At 34.5% G+C, this 15225-nt stretch carries 22 protein-coding genes and 2 pseudogenes; 15 read left to right on the top strand and 9 right to left on the bottom strand.

Features of this window, described 5'->3' with window-relative positions:
- Positions 1-34: 34 nt before the first annotated feature.
- Together DN392_RS02445 and DN392_RS02450 are read right to left on the bottom strand one after the other, a co-directional pair.
- Positions 35-697 (bottom strand): HAAS signaling domain-containing protein, encoded by a 663-nt coding sequence (locus tag DN392_RS02445; protein ID WP_048565788.1) that lies wholly within the window; start codon positions 695-697, stop codon positions 35-37.
- Positions 694-1038, bottom strand: coding sequence for a PadR family transcriptional regulator (locus tag DN392_RS02450; protein ID WP_043935380.1), 345 nt, complete (start codon positions 1036-1038; stop codon positions 694-696). Before DN392_RS02450 ends, DN392_RS02445 begins: the two co-directional genes overlap by 4 nt.
- A 145-nt stretch (positions 1039-1183) precedes the next feature.
- Between DN392_RS02450 and DN392_RS02455 the strand changes: the two genes are divergently transcribed.
- The 5 genes from DN392_RS02455 to DN392_RS02475 all read left to right on the top strand — a co-directional run bounded on the left by DN392_RS02455 (position 1184) and on the right by DN392_RS02475 (position 3331).
- Positions 1184-1732, top strand: coding sequence for a GNAT family N-acetyltransferase (locus DN392_RS02455; protein WP_000494655.1), 549 nt, complete (start codon positions 1184-1186; stop codon positions 1730-1732).
- Positions 1729-2220 (top strand): GNAT family N-acetyltransferase, encoded by a 492-nt coding sequence (locus DN392_RS02460; RefSeq protein ID WP_064449025.1) that lies wholly within the window; start codon positions 1729-1731, stop codon positions 2218-2220. The genes DN392_RS02455 and DN392_RS02460 overlap by 4 nt, the downstream gene beginning before the upstream one ends.
- 77 nt (positions 2221-2297) lie before the next feature.
- Positions 2298-2702: a PH domain-containing protein gene (locus DN392_RS02465; RefSeq protein WP_000347189.1), complete on the top strand. Its 405-nt coding sequence runs from the start codon at positions 2298-2300 to the stop codon at positions 2700-2702.
- Positions 2699-2881, top strand: coding sequence for a hypothetical protein (locus DN392_RS02470; RefSeq protein WP_000878349.1), 183 nt, complete (start codon positions 2699-2701; stop codon positions 2879-2881). Before DN392_RS02465 ends, DN392_RS02470 begins: the two co-directional genes overlap by 4 nt.
- A 15-nt stretch (positions 2882-2896) precedes the next feature.
- Positions 2897-3331 (top strand): hypothetical protein, encoded by a 435-nt coding sequence (locus DN392_RS02475; protein WP_088321490.1) that lies wholly within the window; start codon positions 2897-2899, stop codon positions 3329-3331.
- Between the two features lie 39 nt (positions 3332-3370).
- On the opposite strand, the gene DN392_RS02480 is transcribed toward DN392_RS02475, so the two are convergent.
- The gene (locus DN392_RS02480; RefSeq protein WP_000654737.1) at positions 3371-4486 is read right to left on the bottom strand and encodes an aminopeptidase; all 1116 of its coding nucleotides are present in this window, start codon (positions 4484-4486) and stop codon (positions 3371-3373) included.
- Positions 4487-4673: 187 nt separating this feature from the next.
- On the opposite strand from DN392_RS02480, the gene DN392_RS02485 reads away from it, so the two are divergent.
- From DN392_RS02485 to ccpA, 6 genes and pseudogenes are all read left to right on the top strand, one after another.
- The gene (locus tag DN392_RS02485) at positions 4674-5186 is read left to right on the top strand and encodes a DUF948 domain-containing protein (RefSeq protein ID WP_001197725.1); all 513 of its coding nucleotides are present in this window, start codon (positions 4674-4676) and stop codon (positions 5184-5186) included.
- A complete protein-coding gene (ytxJ, locus tag DN392_RS02490; protein ID WP_061673038.1) occupies positions 5186-5512 on the top strand; it encodes a bacillithiol system redox-active protein YtxJ in 327 nt (108 codons plus the stop codon). The genes DN392_RS02485 and ytxJ overlap by 1 nt, the downstream gene beginning before the upstream one ends.
- Before the next feature lie 117 nt (positions 5513-5629).
- Entirely contained in the window at positions 5630-6646 is a 1017-nt protein-coding gene (locus DN392_RS02495) for a CamS family sex pheromone protein (protein WP_000738034.1), read from the top strand.
- A gap of 93 nt (positions 6647-6739) precedes the next feature.
- A complete protein-coding gene (locus tag DN392_RS02500; protein WP_088321491.1) occupies positions 6740-7222 on the top strand; it encodes a DUF2247 family protein in 483 nt (160 codons plus the stop codon).
- A gap of 55 nt (positions 7223-7277) precedes the next feature.
- Positions 7278-7520 (top strand): annotated as a pseudogene (locus DN392_RS02505) (hypothetical protein); the annotation flags it as partial.
- 323 nt (positions 7521-7843) lie between these two features.
- Positions 7844-8842 (top strand): catabolite control protein A, encoded by a 999-nt coding sequence (gene ccpA, locus DN392_RS02515; protein ID WP_001103309.1) that lies wholly within the window; start codon positions 7844-7846, stop codon positions 8840-8842.
- A gap of 34 nt (positions 8843-8876) precedes the next feature.
- On the opposite strand, the gene DN392_RS02520 is transcribed toward ccpA, so the two are convergent.
- The 3 genes and pseudogenes from DN392_RS02520 to dhp61 all read right to left on the bottom strand — a co-directional run bounded on the left by DN392_RS02520 (position 8877) and on the right by dhp61 (position 9850).
- Positions 8877-9239, bottom strand: coding sequence for a DUF4288 domain-containing protein (locus tag DN392_RS02520; RefSeq protein WP_064472977.1), 363 nt, complete (start codon positions 9237-9239; stop codon positions 8877-8879).
- Between the two features lies 1 nt (position 9240).
- The gene (locus DN392_RS02525) at positions 9241-9468 is read right to left on the bottom strand and encodes a DUF3949 domain-containing protein (protein WP_000637889.1); all 228 of its coding nucleotides are present in this window, start codon (positions 9466-9468) and stop codon (positions 9241-9243) included.
- 83 nt (positions 9469-9551) lie between these two features.
- A pseudogene (gene dhp61 / locus DN392_RS02530) lies at positions 9552-9850 on the bottom strand (protein Dhp61).
- Positions 9851-9997: 147 nt separating this feature from the next.
- On the opposite strand from dhp61, the gene DN392_RS02535 reads away from it, so the two are divergent.
- Entirely contained in the window at positions 9998-10270 is a 273-nt protein-coding gene (locus tag DN392_RS02535; protein WP_000636592.1) for a DUF3917 domain-containing protein, read from the top strand.
- Between the two features lie 48 nt (positions 10271-10318).
- Here the strand turns inward: DN392_RS02535 and mscL are convergent, their stop codons facing one another.
- From mscL to DN392_RS02550, 3 genes are all read right to left on the bottom strand, one after another.
- Positions 10319-10717: a large conductance mechanosensitive channel protein MscL gene (mscL, locus tag DN392_RS02540; RefSeq protein WP_000267021.1), complete on the bottom strand. Its 399-nt coding sequence runs from the start codon at positions 10715-10717 to the stop codon at positions 10319-10321.
- Positions 10718-10845: 128 nt separating this feature from the next.
- Positions 10846-11772, bottom strand: coding sequence for a Gfo/Idh/MocA family protein (locus DN392_RS02545; protein ID WP_001039876.1), 927 nt, complete (start codon positions 11770-11772; stop codon positions 10846-10848).
- A gap of 79 nt (positions 11773-11851) precedes the next feature.
- Entirely contained in the window at positions 11852-12532 is a 681-nt protein-coding gene (locus tag DN392_RS02550) for an ankyrin repeat domain-containing protein (RefSeq protein ID WP_061673036.1), read from the bottom strand.
- Positions 12533-12681: 149 nt separating this feature from the next.
- Between DN392_RS02550 and DN392_RS02555 the strand changes: the two genes are divergently transcribed.
- From DN392_RS02555 to DN392_RS02565, 3 genes are all read left to right on the top strand, one after another.
- Complete coding sequence (locus DN392_RS02555) at positions 12682-14136, top strand: sensor histidine kinase (protein ID WP_088321492.1); 1455 nt, start codon at positions 12682-12684, stop codon at positions 14134-14136.
- Position 14137: 1 nt separating this feature from the next.
- A complete protein-coding gene (locus DN392_RS02560; protein ID WP_000821763.1) occupies positions 14138-14827 on the top strand; it encodes a response regulator transcription factor in 690 nt (229 codons plus the stop codon).
- Between the two features lie 113 nt (positions 14828-14940).
- Complete coding sequence (locus DN392_RS02565) at positions 14941-15189, top strand: hypothetical protein (protein ID WP_002096278.1); 249 nt, start codon at positions 14941-14943, stop codon at positions 15187-15189.
- Positions 15190-15225 lie beyond the last annotated feature (36 nt).

Below are 15225 nucleotides of genomic sequence, written 5' to 3' on the forward strand. Positions count from 1 at the left end.
GCTGTGCGTCTTTTTTTGTTGTGTTCGATATATTTTAAAAAGCGTTAATCTGTTGATATTGTTTATTCTTTTTGTATAGTTGTTTTAATAAAAAGATATATAGTGAACTAAAAAGTACATATCCGATTAAATAATAGAATGAAAACATATCGAATTGTTTTGTTATCATAATTCGAATCGCGAAGAATGCAAATGGAAGTGCAATTAAAACGCTAGTACTAAAGAAAATCATTGTTTTTAAAAATTTTAATTGCTTTGTATTCCAATGGTTTTCTCTACAGATGAACCAAATATTGCTTACGATAAAGGCTAATAAAAATGGTAAATTAGCTGAAATATTTATAAAGCCAAGTGCGATAGGTACTGATAAAGCAACGAGTGGAGCAACAGATAGCCCTGTAAAGTATTTAATAAATGTATTTGTAGATTGCTGTGCATCTTGAATAACGTCTGTATATTCTCCGGCAATTTCCTTTGCTAATTCTTTTGGAGGAAGAAATTCTTCAATCACTTGTGAAGGGATGATTTCTAATGGTATCCCTTCACTTTCTTTACTTAATGCATTTTCATATAAATCCGATTTGATCTCTAGCACATGTTGTTCTCTTGTTGACGTAGGTAGGTTCATTAAACCTTTATGAAGATCGTGTAAGAAAGAAGTAATGAGTTCATTTGAAAAGAATTGTTCTTTATTCATTTTTTATCCTCTCCTTTAGCTAGTAACATTAGAGCATGATACACTGCATCATAATCATGTAAGCGACTATTTAAAATTTCTCTCCCTTCGTCTGTAATTCGATAGTATTTTCTTTTTGGGCCATCACCGGACTCTTCCCAATAGGAAATAGCCCAATTGTTTTTCGTGATTCGATTTAATATGGGGTAAATCGAACCGTTTGGGATATGAAACACAGGGATATCTTGTAATGCACTTGTAATTTCGTATCCGTACATAGGTTGTTTACTTATTAAAGACAAAATAGCGAGATCAAAAACACCTTTACGTAATTGAATTATAAAATTATCATTTTTTTCCATACTTTAACTATATATGATTCATATCTAGATATCAATCATATATAGTGGTTGTTCATATATAAAATTCAAAAGAAAGTGTGAATATTTAACAATTTATATCTGTAAGTGTTAGAATAATAAGAAAACTGAAAGGGAGCTAAAAAACATGTTCACACTTCGAGTAGACGATGAAATCGAATTACAGTTATTAGAGAAGCATCATAAAGAGGAACTATATCAATTAATAGACCAAAACCGTAATCATTTACGAAGATGGCTTCCTTGGGTAGATGGGATGAAATCAGCTGGTGCGTATGATGAGATTTGTCCGATGTGGTTAAAGAAGTTTGCAGAGGGAGACGGTTTTGAAAGTGGCATACGTTATAAAGGAAAGCTCGTTGGGATGGTAGGCATTCATCCGGTAAGTTGGGGGAAGAAAGCGGCCAGTCTCGGATATTACCTGGCAGAAGATGCTGGCGGGAAAGGTATTATGACGCGTAGCGTGAAAGCTGTACTTCACTATGCATTTGAGGATTTAAAATTAAATAAAGTGGAAATTCGGTGCGGTGTTGATAATGTGAAAAGCCGAGCTATTCCAGAGCGTTTAGGTTTTAAGTTAGATGGTATTTTAAGAGATGAAGAATGGTTATATGATCATTTTCATGATATCGCTGTATATAGTTTACTAGCTTCAGAGTGGAAGGAGATCCGATGAACGAGAAGATACGCATTATTCCGTATGAAAGTACGTTTCAAGATGAAGTAGTAGATCTTATCGTTCATATTCAGCGAAAAGAGTACAATGTTCCCATTACGAAAGAAGAGCAGCCAGACTTACTTGAAATAGAAACCTTCTATCAAAGGGATTATGGAAACTTTTGGGTAGCAATTTATGATGATAAAGTAGTTGGAACAGTAGCTTTATTAGATATTGAGAATCAGCAAGTAGCGCTAAGAAAAATGTTCGTAAAAAAAGAATTTCGTGGAAAAGGGTGGGGCGCGTCACATAAGTTGCTCCAAACAGCAATTTCGTGGGCTGAGAATAAAAAGCTGAAAGATATTTACTTAGGAACGACAGTGAAGTTTTTAGCAGCGCATCGCTTTTATGAAAAGAATAATTTCCAAATTGTGAGTATAGACGAGTTGCCAAAAAGTTTTCCAGTGTTACAGGTAGATAAGAAATTCTATAGGTACATTGTTTGAAAAGGTCATTCAGAAATGGCCTTTTTTTATAACCAAAATGGAAAAAGTGGTATAATTTAGGTTGGGGGGGTGTAGGTATGGACTTTCCGATTCAAAGAAGTAAGTCAGTAGTAATTTTCGTTTGTCTCACGTTAGTTTTTATGTTCGTATATCCACTTGTCATGATTATCTCAAATAAAGAGCAGTGGATGTCAGCGTTAATTGGAATGGGTTTATGCTTCCTTGTAAATGTGCCACTTGTTTGGGAAGTATTTATTAAAAAGCATAAAGTAGAAAATGGTGTATTAAAGTACGGCATTTTAAATGACGATATCGTATTGAAAGAGATAAGAATCATTCGTCAAGTTGGGAAATATCTTGAAATTACGACGAATGCATACAAAGTACATATGGTTGCGATGCCGCAACATATGAATGAATTTTTGGCGCTTATCAAGAAAGAGAACCCAAATGTGAAAATAGAAATGGTAGGTAAGAAATGAAATATGTAAAACCTTTATTCTGTTTAGAAATTTTGTTTGTGCTTGTTGGTTGCACTAGAGTATATATGAAATGGGATCTTCCCTTATATGAACCAATATTAATAGGTACTATCGCAGTGGCGCTGTTATATTATTTTCATTTTCAGCAAACAAAAAACGAAAAAAGTAGCTCTATGTAGTTAGGGGGATTAGAAATGAAAAAAGTCCTTATGTTATTTTTACTTCTGCTAACCGCATCCGTTCTTTTAATAGGATGTAGTACGAAGAAGGAAAAGGCAGATCTGAACTTAGAAAAGGCACAAAAAGTTGAAATTGAATCACTTACAGATTCAAGTGATAAAAAAGTAATTACCGATAAGAAAGAAATTGAAAAGCTGTTTGAAGTTATGAAAATGGAGAAGTGGGAAATGCAGTCGGCTCCTTTAGATACTCCGCAAGGGAAAACATTTAAAATGTACCAAGGGGATACAAAAAAATTATCGGAGTCGAGTAATGATAAAAAAGAGTTACATGAAATTGGTACTATGACAGTATATAAAGATGTCCCTTATGTCGAAGTTGAAATGAAAAATAAGAAAATGAGTTTTAAAGTGCCAGAGGATGTGGCGAAAGATTTATTACAATATTAATAAAAAAACGCTCGGAGAACATTCCGAGCGTTTTTATTATTATTTTAAGTTCTCTGGGTTTAAAGCTTCTAGTTCAGATACAACGAAGCGTCCGTCTTTACGGATTAGTACGTCGTCGAAGTAAATTTCGCCGCCGCCGTATTCAGGGCGCTGGATGCATACTAAATCCCAGTGAATGTTCGAGTTGTTGCCGTTCCATGCATCGTCGTAAGCTTGTCCAGGAGTGAAGTGGAAGCTGCCATCGATTTTTTCATCGAATAGGATGTCTCCCATTGGATGTAAGATGTATGGGTTTACGCCAATTGCGAACTCACCAACGAAGCGTGCACCTTCGTCTGTATCGAAGATTTTGTTAATGCGCTCTGTATCGTTTGCAGTTGCTTCAACGATTTGACCGTTCTCAAATTTAAGTTGTACATTTTCAAATGTATAACCGTTGTAAGGAGATGGTGTGTTGTAAGAAACTGTACCGTTAACAGAATCGCGAACTGGTGCAGAATATACTTCACCGTCTGGAATATTTAAATGACCAGAGCATTTAATAGCTGGAATGTCTTTAATAGAGAATGTTAAGTCAGTTCCAGGACCAGTTAAACGAACTTTGTCTGTTTTATTCATTAATGTAACAAGGCTATCCATTGCCTTATCCATTTTACCGTAGTCTAAGTTACAAACTTCGAAGTAGAAGTCTTCGAAAGCTTCTGTGCTCATTTTAGCAAGCTGCGCCATAGAAGCATTTGGGTAGCGAAGAACAACCCAGCGTGTTTTCGGAACGCGGATGTCTCTATGAACTTTCTTACCAACTGTTTGGCCGTGAATTTGCATTCTTTCACTTGGTACATCAGCTTGTTCGTTAATGTTATCGCCAGAGCGAAGACCGATATAAGCGTCCATATCTTTCATTACGCTTGCTTCATATGCAGCGATTTGTTCAAAATGTTCTTCAGTAGCACCCATTAATAAAGAGCGATCTACTTGATGATCTTTTAAAGAAACGAATGGGAAACCACCAGCTGCATATGCTTCTTTTACAAGTGCAGTTACAAGTTCTTTTTGTAAGCCAAAGTTTTCAATTAATACTTTTTCGCCTTTTTGTAAGCGGATAGAGTAGTTAATTAAATTGTATGCTAACTTTTCAATGCGTGGATCTTTCATATGTAAAGCCTCCCTACTAATTATGTATCCTCTCCTATTGTAACCTACTTAGTGGAATTTGTTGAATCATTTATGTTAAAGTTAACGAATAAGTATGAAAATTCTAATGAAAAGATAGGGATTAGAACGAAACGGAAAATGATTGTATAATAGGGTAAAGTATGAAAAAGATAAAGGAAGTGATGAAATGCAAGTTCTTTTATATGTAAGTGCGGCTATTATCGCGGTTGCTTTCGCTGTATTAGTAGTGTATGTATGCAGAACGTTGTTATCGGTTCAGAAGACGTTAGAAAACGTTGCAAGCACGTTAGAAGGTTTAGAAAAGCAAATGCAAGGGATTAGCGTAGAGACGGAGCAATTATTACATAAAACAAATGCGTTAGCTGATGACATTCAACAGAAGTCACAATCATTAAATAAAGTAGTATCGGGTGTAGATGGAATTGGAACGACAATCCATTCTTTAAATACGAAACTTCGTAATGTATCAGATTCTGTTACAGATGAAATTGAAAACAATGCAGATAAAGTAGCGCAAGTTGTACAGTGGAGTAGCGCAGCAATTGAAGTATACAATCATTATCGTGCGACGAGACAAGAGAAAAAAGTTGAAAAAGAAGAGCGTAAATTAGAAAGACTTGAGAAAAAAGCTGAAAAGAAAGAAAAGCGCTCTAGACTTCGTATGAGAGGTGAATCGTGATGAATATGACAAAAATTGAAGCAATTGAAGAGCTTGAAGTATTAGTAGAAAAAAACGAGCCGTATATTCTTTTTAAACATAGTACGACATGCCCGATCAGTCACGGTGCATATACAGAATTTCAAGCGTATTGTAATGAAGAAAGAGCAGTACCAGCGTATTACTTATACGTACAAGATGCGCGAGATGTTTCGAATCTTATTGCAGAACAGTACAGCATTAAACATGAATCTCCGCAAGTGTTATACATAAAAGATGGGATGGTAGTATGGAATACGTCTCATTGGAACATCAAAAAAGACGCTTTAGAAGAGAATATTAAGTAAAAAGAAGCAAGCGAAAGGTGCTTGCTTCTTTTTTTTGTTTTTGTTGAAATATATTTAATGGTACACTGTTAATAGTTCAAATTAAATAACTAGATTGTTGAAAGTAGGTTTTAAGTAATGAAGAAAATGGCATTATCCTTCGCGGTCGTAAGTTTATTACTAGGAGCTTGTAGTAATAATACGATTAGTAAGAAGGATGAAGTTATACAGAAGGATACGAAAGAAAAAAGTATGATTCCGAGAACAGCTGTTTCGAAAGATTATTATAGAACTGTAATTCCTTTAAAGGAACAAAAGGTTATAAATACAGCTAATATAAAAACAAATTCTAAATTAGATTTAGCAGAGTATGAAAATGGTTTAATGAATATTGCAAAAGAGCAATTTGATACAGAAAATCATGTACTACAATTAAATCAGTATATTCCGGAGAAGTTAGTTGATGAACTAGTCGCAAAAGTAGAAGCACCCGTTTTGACGAATATTATAGAACAAGACTATTTCGGAAAACAGAATTCAAACGAACTAAGTTTATCTGGTGTAGTGATTGGGTTAGCAATGTCTTCAAGTGTATCGAATGAAGAAGCAATGTCTAAAGGTACTGAAGTTGCCAAGCAACTTATTGAAGCGATTAATAAAAATGACAAGTATAATAAGTCTCCAATTACGTTTGCTATCTTTAAGCAAGAAAGTACAAGTTCTTTAAAAAATGGTACGTATATTGCTAGTGCTACCGTTCAAAAGAATGATATGAACCTTGGAAATTGGAGTACGATCGATGAACAAGCGTATTCATATCCTTCTGATGAATTTAAACAAGCGCATGGAGAAGATAATACAAAAATAACTGAATTTGCTAAGGCAATAAAAGATTTTTCTCCGGCAGATTTTATCCCAGTCAATGCTAAAGTTTCTTACAAGAAAAACCAGATGGATACATTAAATATGAATATCGTTATTAAATATAACGGTAAAACAGAATTAATGGCTCTTACTCAAATGGCTGCTCAAAGTATGTTAGAAAAATTACCTAAAGATGCGAAAGTACAATTGCAGATAAAGTCCGAGAGTAAAATCGAGGCAATTATTATAAAAGAGAAAAACAGCGAAAAACCGTTTGTTTCCTTCTTATAAAAAAAGACAGTGTTTAAACTGTCTTTTTTTTATTGAAAATGGTGTTATGGCGGGTGAACCAAATCAAATTCCAAAAAGTAAGGGGGAAGTCATATGAACTTAAAAGACTTAAAAAATAAACATATTAAGTATGATTGGAAAACTATTTTTGTAGGCGTCCAAGGGAATTATTTTAGTAAAGACGTTATTTCTGATTATGCAGTAGAATTGATGGGGATTGGTGATGAAAGTGAGTTTGTTAGTGAACTGTCATGGGGAGTCGCTAATGAAAATTTAGGTAAGGTGATGTTAGAAATAAAAACTAATTATTTTCCTCAATTAGATGAAGAAAGCACAGTGTTAGTAGAGGAGAAGAGAAAACTAAGATTTGTTTGTTTATCTGAGATAAAAGAAAGATGTACAGAAGAAAATGAGTTATTAAATGAAATTGCAAAGTTTTATGGAAATCATCACTATCCAGAAGATATGGTGAGTTTTGTTAATTATATGCCTCAAGAAGTTCCCACTACGAAAAAAGATTTGGTAAATGGATTTAGGAAATTTTTGAAATTAGAGGAATCGAGATTTAAATGCTAATATATATAAACTACCAATAAATAGGTAGTGATTTACAATTAGTTTCTGAAGTAATGAAAGATCGATGCGTAATACGCTTCATGTTTCCGCTGTGCCGATTTTAAAGAAAGAAATACATTTACCTGTTGTTGTCGATATAACGTATTCTACAGGACGATGTGACCTTCTATTGCCAGCCCAGATCCAGGCACAACGAATGAATATTCCGCAGTTCAATGAATTGATGAACGAATTAAAAGTATTTGGAACTGCTGCCTCTTATTGTATAGCGACTTTCATTGTCGATTTTTGTTGGTAAGTCGATATATTTACAAAATCGCTGATATAAATTTCATTTACTAACGTACGGCTTAATATACAGTTTCCACTCATGGAATATCTATTTTTTTACAAAAAATGCCCTTTTTTTCATAAAAAATACGAAAATACGAGAAAAGAAGCGAATTTTTTCGAAACTTTTGCGGGAAAATATTGTATGAGCCTGCGTTTTTATCGTATCATTAGTAAAAGGAAGAACTCGGGACGATTGGTGGCATCTGCAAATAGAGTTGATGTCTTTTTTTCATTCAAGTAACCGATACATAAAAATAGATAACAAAAATAGAAGGAGTGTGCGATGAGATGAACGTAACAATATATGATGTAGCGCGCGAAGCGAACGTTTCAATGGCTACCGTATCTCGTGTAGTGAACGGTAACCCAAATGTAAAGCCTACAACAAGAAAGAAAGTATTAGAAGCAATCGATCGTTTAGGATACCGCCCAAATGCGGTAGCACGTGGACTAGCAAGTAAGAAGACAACTACAGTAGGTGTTATTATTCCTGATATCTCAAATACGTTTTATGCAGAACTTGCTCGTGGAATTGAAGATATCGCAACAATGTACAAATATAACATCATTTTAAGTAACTCTGACCAAAACAAAGAGAAAGAGTTCCATTTATTAAATACGATGCTTGGAAAACAAGTGGACGGAATTGTTTTCATGGGTGAAGATATTACAGACATTCACATTGAAGAATTCAAAAAGTCTCCAGTACCAATCGTATTAGCAGCGTCATTTGATGAGCAAAATGAAACGCCATCAGTAAATATTGATTATACACAAGCAGCTTACGATGCAATGAAGCACTTTATTGAGCAAGGACATACGCGTATCGGTTTCGTCTCTGGTCCTTTCATTAATAAAGCGGGAAGCGCGAAGAAGTTACAAGGTTATAAAAAAGCTTTAGAAGAAGCAGGTATTTCATATGATGAAAATCTTATAATCGATGGAGATTACACATATGATTCAGGTATCGAAGCATTCGAAAAGCTTTGGAGCAGTGATGAAAAGCCAACAGCAATCTTCGTATCTTCTGACGAAATGGCACTAGGTGTAATCCATGCAGCACAAGACGCTGGATTAAACGTACCAACTGATGTAGAAGTACTTGGTTTCGATAATACACGCCTTGCATTAATGGTTCGTCCACAACTTTCAACAGTTGTACAACCAATGTATGATATCGGTGCAGTAGCAATGCGTCTATTAACAAAGTATATGAACAAAGAAAAAGTGGAAGATCACACTGTTATCTTACCTCACCGCATCCAATTTAGAGATTCAACGAAATAAGTATAAAAAAGCTCACAGCATTTGCTGTGAGCTTTTATTCGTATTCAGGATAGTATGCTTTTACTACGGTATCTACCTTTTCATTTTTCTTAACGTGTAAAAATCTTGCGTACAATTCTTTTCCCGTTTCAAATGATGTATCGTCTAATTCAAACACATGCAATACTTTTCGAAACGTCCACGTCACTTGCTCATCGTACATATTATCGTACGATTCTTCAGAGAGTATAGCTATCTTTTCACCTAATTCGTGAGCTTCCTCTACACTGTTTGCCTTAACAAGAATAATACTTTCTTCAAAAAGTGTATTGTGACTTTCTTCATAATGCTCATCAATTTTCGTAGGATCAGGCTCACCAGAATGAACAGATTCAAACAATAATTTTACAGCGTACATATTATGCTGCATGTTTCACCTTATAAATAATACTTGCGACAAGCGAAGCAGGTATTGTAAATACGTTACTTTGATAATGATAATGTATTTGGGATTCTTCATAAGACATGTTGTCATATAGTTCATTTTGTGACACGTTCTGTTTTGTCTTTAATATCTTAATATAGTTATACTGTATTGGGACGAGAATGATGAAATAGGCTAATACGATTAGTGAAATCCAAATCATTATGAACACTCCCTTATAAAGAATATTTGTATATGATAATTATATCAATTAATAGAAAAAATAACCATTTTTAATTGGGGGGATTAATTCTCTTTCCAAAATGCAAAAAGTTCTTCAGGACTTCGTAAATTATGTTCCAGGCATGTTTGTGTGCAGTGCGTTTAAAACTTTGTATTAATTGTTCTAACCGAGAAGGATTATATTGTTTTACATTGCCAGCAATAATAGTTTCATCTTTGTCTAAGTTAAGTGATAATTTTAGCAAAGTTATATTTGTTTCTAATTGTACAACTTAGACATAAAAAAACTTTTTGTCTAAGTCGATTGTAATATAATCGAATCGCTCTACTTGTTTAAAGTATCCTACAATATCATCTTCCAATTGAAATCCTCCCGAGTATATGGCCTATTGGTGACTTCGCTACAGTTGGGGTTATTCCTTGTTATATGTCACATAAGTGCAAATTTAACTATTATAGGGCAATGTCATGTATAATAGAAAGAAAAGGCTTGTGAGGGGGGAGAAGAGATGATCGTTCTTTGGATAATTACGCTTTGTATGACTGCTATTTTTGCATATATGACGTTAAAACAAAATGGCTTAAAGCGATTTGTTCCAGGAAGTATTCTTGCAGGAATTGCCCTTATCACGTATGTAATTTCTATTTTTATTGAAAGTGTATCAGTGGACATGAGCACAAGTTTAATGTTCATGGGTATTACACTATTTGCAGGTAGTATTATGGTACTTATGGTTGCAGGTATTATTTTATTTATTCATATGAATTCGGAAACGTTATAGCATATAGAAAAGGCATGTCCCGAGGGGCATGCCTTTTTATCCGTTCAATTATGCTCTATCTTTAGAAGAATTTTGTTGTTTTAATAAGTCGCGAATTTCGCTAAGAAGAACTTCTTCTTTTGTTGGTTCTGGAATTTCTTCTGTCTTTTCAGCTTCTCTTTTTAAAGTCATTTTGTTAAAGACTTTAACGAAAATGAAGATTGCAAATGCAACGATTAGGAAGTCGAAAATTGTTTGGATAAAGTTACCGTATTTAACAGAGGCCTCGCCGACTGTAAATTTTAATCCTGTGAAGTTAATTCCTCCCATTAATAAACCAATTAATGGTGTAATGATATCTTTTACTAAAGAACTAACGATTTTACCGAATGCAGCACCGATTACAACCCCGACAGCTAGATCAATTACGTTTCCCTTTAAAGCGAACTTTTTAAACTCGTTCCACATGTGTTAATCCCATCCTTTCCACGATTCAATATGAAATTTATAATTCCTATCAACATATTCTATAGAAATTTGCGAGAGAAATAAAGAGGAAATGGGAATGAAAGTAAATTCTGAAAAATGTATCCGTTTTAATTTTTGTTTACATTCTCCAGTAGAGATTGCAACAGTTGCTGCGTTTTTAATCCTTCTAATCCATCTACAACAGGCTTTGTATCGCCGTGTACACATTCGATAAAATGATGAACAGCATCTTCAAAACCACGTTGTTTTAACGTTGTATCCCATGATGGTGAACCAATCTGAGAAACTGCATTTTCCTGCTCAACTTCAAATGTGTTCATATTTTTTACGCGAATGATTTTACCTGTCGTTACAAGTTCAATTTGTTCTAAATTTGTACCGGCGTGGCGATGCATCGCGGTAGAAAGTAACAGTCCACTTGGAGTTGTATATGTATGATGTCCGTAAAGAAGTTCATTCTTTTCATTGATTTGCATCATATTATGAACGACGTTAAGGTCATCATTAGCTAACCAGCGAGCAGTATCTACAATATGTAAGTAATCATCTAACATAGTAAAGTCATATGTATATGGCCCGACTTTATTTGTGCGATGCTTTTCAATTCGAACCCATGAAATATTATGAGCTTGCTCTTTTGCAGCAACATACATAGGAACGAATCGGCGATTAAATCCGACCATTAACTTTCGGTTATGCTTTTCGCTCAACTCGACTAGTTGCTCAGCTTGTTCCACTGTAGCTGCTAGCGGCTTATCAACATAAACATCGATTCCTTTTTGCAGAAGTTCAGAAACGATTTCATAATGCGATGCAGTTGAACTATGAACGAAGATTGCATCACATTCCGAGGCTAACGTTTCAATAGAATGGAAGTCTTGAATACGGTATTGCTGGCAAACTTGTTTCCTTTTCTCTGCGTTAGGTGTAAACGCTCCTACAAAATTCCAATCTGTTTCTTTTGTAAGTGTTGGAAGATAGGCTTTTTGTGCAATACTTCCAAGTCCAATCATCCCAATGTTAGGCTTATTCATTTGTATTCCCACCCTATTAATATTAATGTAACGGGTTAAATGTAGCATAGGGCGGGGGAGGAAGGCAAAAATTAGCTTTTTACTTACGTCCTTCTAACAAAATCTTCTCTATCTCTTCAAAGTTATGAGCGCGAGCGTGCTCTAACGGGGTAACACCATCGTTGTCTGGAATATTTACATCTGCACCGTGTTCAATAAGAAGCTGAATGACTTGTTGCTGTGTTTCGTTTCCGTTACTTAATACGATGGCTTCCATTAAAGCGGTCCACCCGAGATTATTTACATGGTTAACATCAATAGTTGTTCGCGTAAGGAGTTCTTTAATAACATCAATATAGCCATGTTCTGAGGCGGGGATAAGAGCTGTTCCGCCGTAACGATTTGTAAGCGATGGATCTGCACCGGCATCAATTGTTAGTTTTAAAATATCGAAGTAACCTTCTGCACCGGCGTATAGAAAGGGATTGTTTTTCATATCATCTTGGATATTTACGTTAGCACCTGCTTCAATAAGCGCTTTTGCGGTTTTTACATCATTTTTGTATGTAGCAATCATAAGAGGGGTACGTCCTTTATTGTCTGTTATATTTATGTCAGCCCCTTTTTTGAGTAACGATATAACGGTATTCGTTTCTTGTTTTTCAGTAGCTGCTAGTAGCGCTGTCTCCATGTTTGTCATCTCCTTTTTAACTCCTTGTTCTTGTGAGCAACCTTGCAAAAAAATTACGCAACAGATCATGCTTAATGTTTTTTTGAACATGGAATTTCAACCTCCTCATTTCAACTGTAAAATAAGAACATTAAATTTTTATAAACTGACGCTAAAATTACTATAAAATCGCTTGAGTATTTGAACATATATTTTTATGCTTATGAGTAATAAGGTTTGGTAAAGTGAGGATGTAACATATGTCTATTAAAACAAGATTTTTATTCTCTTATATTGCTGTTATTCTCGTTTCCATTACGCTCATATTAGTCGCGGGATTTTTAATTGTTTTTTCCATAACAGGAGACTTGGAATCAGTGAAAAATTTCTATAAAAGTTCCTATATTCAAAAGCCGCTTACGCCAGAAGAAGAGAATACGTATATTGAATTGAAATTAGCGGCAAAGAAAAATCAATCTCAACTATTAGATGAATCGTTCGTTTCAACACTTGAAAAAGAAGGTGTGAAAATAGTTGTAAGAAAGGGAGAAACCATTTCTTATGCTACAAAAATATTTGAAAGTGTATCTTTAAAAGAAGCCCTTCCAAAATTTGAATCAGCAAATATTAATAGTCGTGGTACAACGGAACTAGGCGATACATTTTATCGGTATGTAAAATTTGATTTTTATTTTCCTGGAGATGAAGAAGGGAGTATATTTGTACTAAAAAGGCAAAGTTCATTTGTCGATCTTACACAAAAGTTATTTCCGATTTTGTTCGGAGCGCTTTTACTGTTAGCCATTTTACTCATAGGGCTATTAAGTTATTTCGTCTCAAGAAGTGTGATAAAACCAATTTTTGTACTGAAAGATGCGACTGGGAGAATTAAAGAAGGGGATTTAGATTTTCAAATGCCAGTTACATCCCATGATGAGATTGGGCAATTAAATCAAGGATTTGAGGAAATGAGGAAGAGATTAAAAGAGTCGATTGAAGTACAAACGCAGTATGAAGAAAATCGAAAAGAGCTCATTTCAAACATATCTCATGATTTAAAAACACCGATTACATCTATTATCGGATATGTAGAAGGCATAAAAGACGGGGTCGCAAATACGCCAAAAAAAATGGATAAGTATTTAACGACCATTCATACGAAGGCGAAGCATATGGATACACTCATTGATGAGCTCTTTTTGTTTTCGAAGCTTGATTTGAATCGAGTTCCTTTTCAGTTTGAAACGATAGAATTAAACATGTTTATGCAAGAATTATTAGAAGAGATGCAGATGGATTTAAGTGAGGAAGGTATAGAAGTTTATTTACAATTACATTCATCACCACTATATGTAACGGCCGATTGCGAAAAGATAAATAGAGTGATATCAAATTTAATTCATAATAGTGTGAAATACATGGATAAAGAAGCGAAGAAAATTACTGTAACAGTATTAAATGATAACAATACAGTCATTGTAAAAGTGGTGGACAATGGATCAGGTATAGAAGCTGATACGCTGCCGTATATATTTGAGCGGTTTTATCGTGCAGAGCAATCGCGAAATTCTAGCACAGGTGGAAGTGGACTTGGCTTAGCGATAGCGAAGCAAATTGTTGAAGAACATGGCGGAGAAATTTGGGCGGAAAGTAAGCTTGGGGAAGGTACAAGTATTTTCTTCTCATTGAAAAAAGTACAGGAATGTGGTGAGTAGAATGAAGAGAATTTTACTAGTAGAAGATGAAATAAGTATTGCAGAATTACAGCGAGATTATTTAGAAATTAGTGATTTTCAAGTCGATGTAGAGCATTCAGGAGAAATAGGTCTACAAATGGCTCTTCAGGAAGACTACGATTTAATTATTTTAGATATTATGCTTCCAAAAATGAATGGATTTGAAATTTGTAAGCAAATTCGAGCTATAAAAGATATTCCGATTTTACTTGTTTCAGCAAAGAAGGAAGATATAGATAAAATTCGCGGACTCGGTTTAGGAGCAGATGATTATATAACGAAACCGTTTAGCCCGAGTGAATTAGTCGCAAGGGTAAAAGCTCATATTTCTCGTTATGAAAGATTATCAGGAAATGTGAGTAAGCAACGCGATACGCTATACATTCACGGAATTTCTATTGACCAGCGAGCGAGAAAAGTTTGTATAAACAATGAAGAAATCGCGTTTACAACGAAGGAATTTGATTTATTAACATTCTTTGTAACGCATCCAAACCAAGTATTAAATAAAGAACAGTTATTTGAACGTATTTGGGGACTAGACTCAGCTGGCGATTTAGCCACTGTCGTTGTTCACATTAGAAAGCTACGTGAAAAAATTGAAAGAGATCCCGCCCACCCGCAATATATTGAAACAGTATGGGGAGCTGGTTATCGCTTTAACGTGTAATGTACCTGCCGAGTAATGGGCAGGTTTTTTATGTTATTTGAACGAAAAGGGAATAATAGGTAATTTATGTTAAAATATAAAGAGAGATAAAACATAGGAGAGCATGAGAGGGCGTGCTACATAACAAGGCTTTAAAGATTGGAACGAATATCGTACTTATTTTATTAATTATTGGTGCAATACAAATGTTTTATGATGAAGATTCTACGAATGATCATTTCGGTGGGTTATTTATGATGTTCTTTTTTGGAATTAAAATAATTTCTAGTTTTATGATAAGTTTAAAAGAAGGAGATCAAAAGGCAGTATTACTTGATGTAGGTTTAATGATTTTTTTGTTCTTCTTGTTGTTTCTAGTGTGAAATATTTCTTTTAAAAAAGCTCATAGTCTTATAGAG

The sequence above is a fragment of the Bacillus sp. BB51/4 genome (assembly GCF_008368845.1).
GTDB lineage: Bacteria > Bacillota > Bacilli > Bacillales > Bacillaceae_G > Bacillus_A > Bacillus_A wiedmannii.

Bases quoted from the DNA above. Each gene is read 5' to 3' on its own strand.
- DN392_RS02445 (WP_048565788.1), bottom strand. From the start codon at position 697: ATGAATAAAGAACAATTCTTTTCAAATGAACTCATTACTTCTTTCTTA.
- DN392_RS02450 (WP_043935380.1), bottom strand. From the start codon at position 1,038: ATGGAAAAAAATGATAATTTTATAATTCAATTACGTAAAGGTGTTTTT.
- DN392_RS02455 (WP_000494655.1), top strand. From the start codon at position 1,184: ATGTTCACACTTCGAGTAGACGATGAAATCGAATTACAGTTATTAGAG.
- DN392_RS02460 (WP_064449025.1), top strand. From the start codon at position 1,729: ATGAACGAGAAGATACGCATTATTCCGTATGAAAGTACGTTTCAAGAT.
- DN392_RS02465 (WP_000347189.1), top strand. From the start codon at position 2,298: ATGGACTTTCCGATTCAAAGAAGTAAGTCAGTAGTAATTTTCGTTTGT.
- DN392_RS02470 (WP_000878349.1), top strand. From the start codon at position 2,699: ATGAAATATGTAAAACCTTTATTCTGTTTAGAAATTTTGTTTGTGCTT.
- DN392_RS02475 (WP_088321490.1), top strand. From the start codon at position 2,897: ATGAAAAAAGTCCTTATGTTATTTTTACTTCTGCTAACCGCATCCGTT.
- DN392_RS02480 (WP_000654737.1), bottom strand. From the start codon at position 4,486: ATGAAAGATCCACGCATTGAAAAGTTAGCATACAATTTAATTAACTAC.
- DN392_RS02485 (WP_001197725.1), top strand. From the start codon at position 4,674: ATGCAAGTTCTTTTATATGTAAGTGCGGCTATTATCGCGGTTGCTTTC.
- ytxJ (WP_061673038.1), top strand. From the start codon at position 5,186: ATGAATATGACAAAAATTGAAGCAATTGAAGAGCTTGAAGTATTAGTA.
- DN392_RS02495 (WP_000738034.1), top strand. From the start codon at position 5,630: ATGAAGAAAATGGCATTATCCTTCGCGGTCGTAAGTTTATTACTAGGA.
- DN392_RS02500 (WP_088321491.1), top strand. From the start codon at position 6,740: ATGAACTTAAAAGACTTAAAAAATAAACATATTAAGTATGATTGGAAA.
- ccpA (WP_001103309.1), top strand. From the start codon at position 7,844: ATGAACGTAACAATATATGATGTAGCGCGCGAAGCGAACGTTTCAATG.
- DN392_RS02520 (WP_064472977.1), bottom strand. From the start codon at position 9,239: ATGTACGCTGTAAAATTATTGTTTGAATCTGTTCATTCTGGTGAGCCT.
- DN392_RS02525 (WP_000637889.1), bottom strand. From the start codon at position 9,468: ATGATTTGGATTTCACTAATCGTATTAGCCTATTTCATCATTCTCGTC.
- DN392_RS02535 (WP_000636592.1), top strand. From the start codon at position 9,998: ATGATCGTTCTTTGGATAATTACGCTTTGTATGACTGCTATTTTTGCA.
- mscL (WP_000267021.1), bottom strand. From the start codon at position 10,717: ATGTGGAACGAGTTTAAAAAGTTCGCTTTAAAGGGAAACGTAATTGAT.
- DN392_RS02545 (WP_001039876.1), bottom strand. From the start codon at position 11,772: ATGAATAAGCCTAACATTGGGATGATTGGACTTGGAAGTATTGCACAA.
- DN392_RS02550 (WP_061673036.1), bottom strand. From the start codon at position 12,532: ATGTTCAAAAAAACATTAAGCATGATCTGTTGCGTAATTTTTTTGCAA.
- DN392_RS02555 (WP_088321492.1), top strand. From the start codon at position 12,682: ATGTCTATTAAAACAAGATTTTTATTCTCTTATATTGCTGTTATTCTC.
- DN392_RS02560 (WP_000821763.1), top strand. From the start codon at position 14,138: ATGAAGAGAATTTTACTAGTAGAAGATGAAATAAGTATTGCAGAATTA.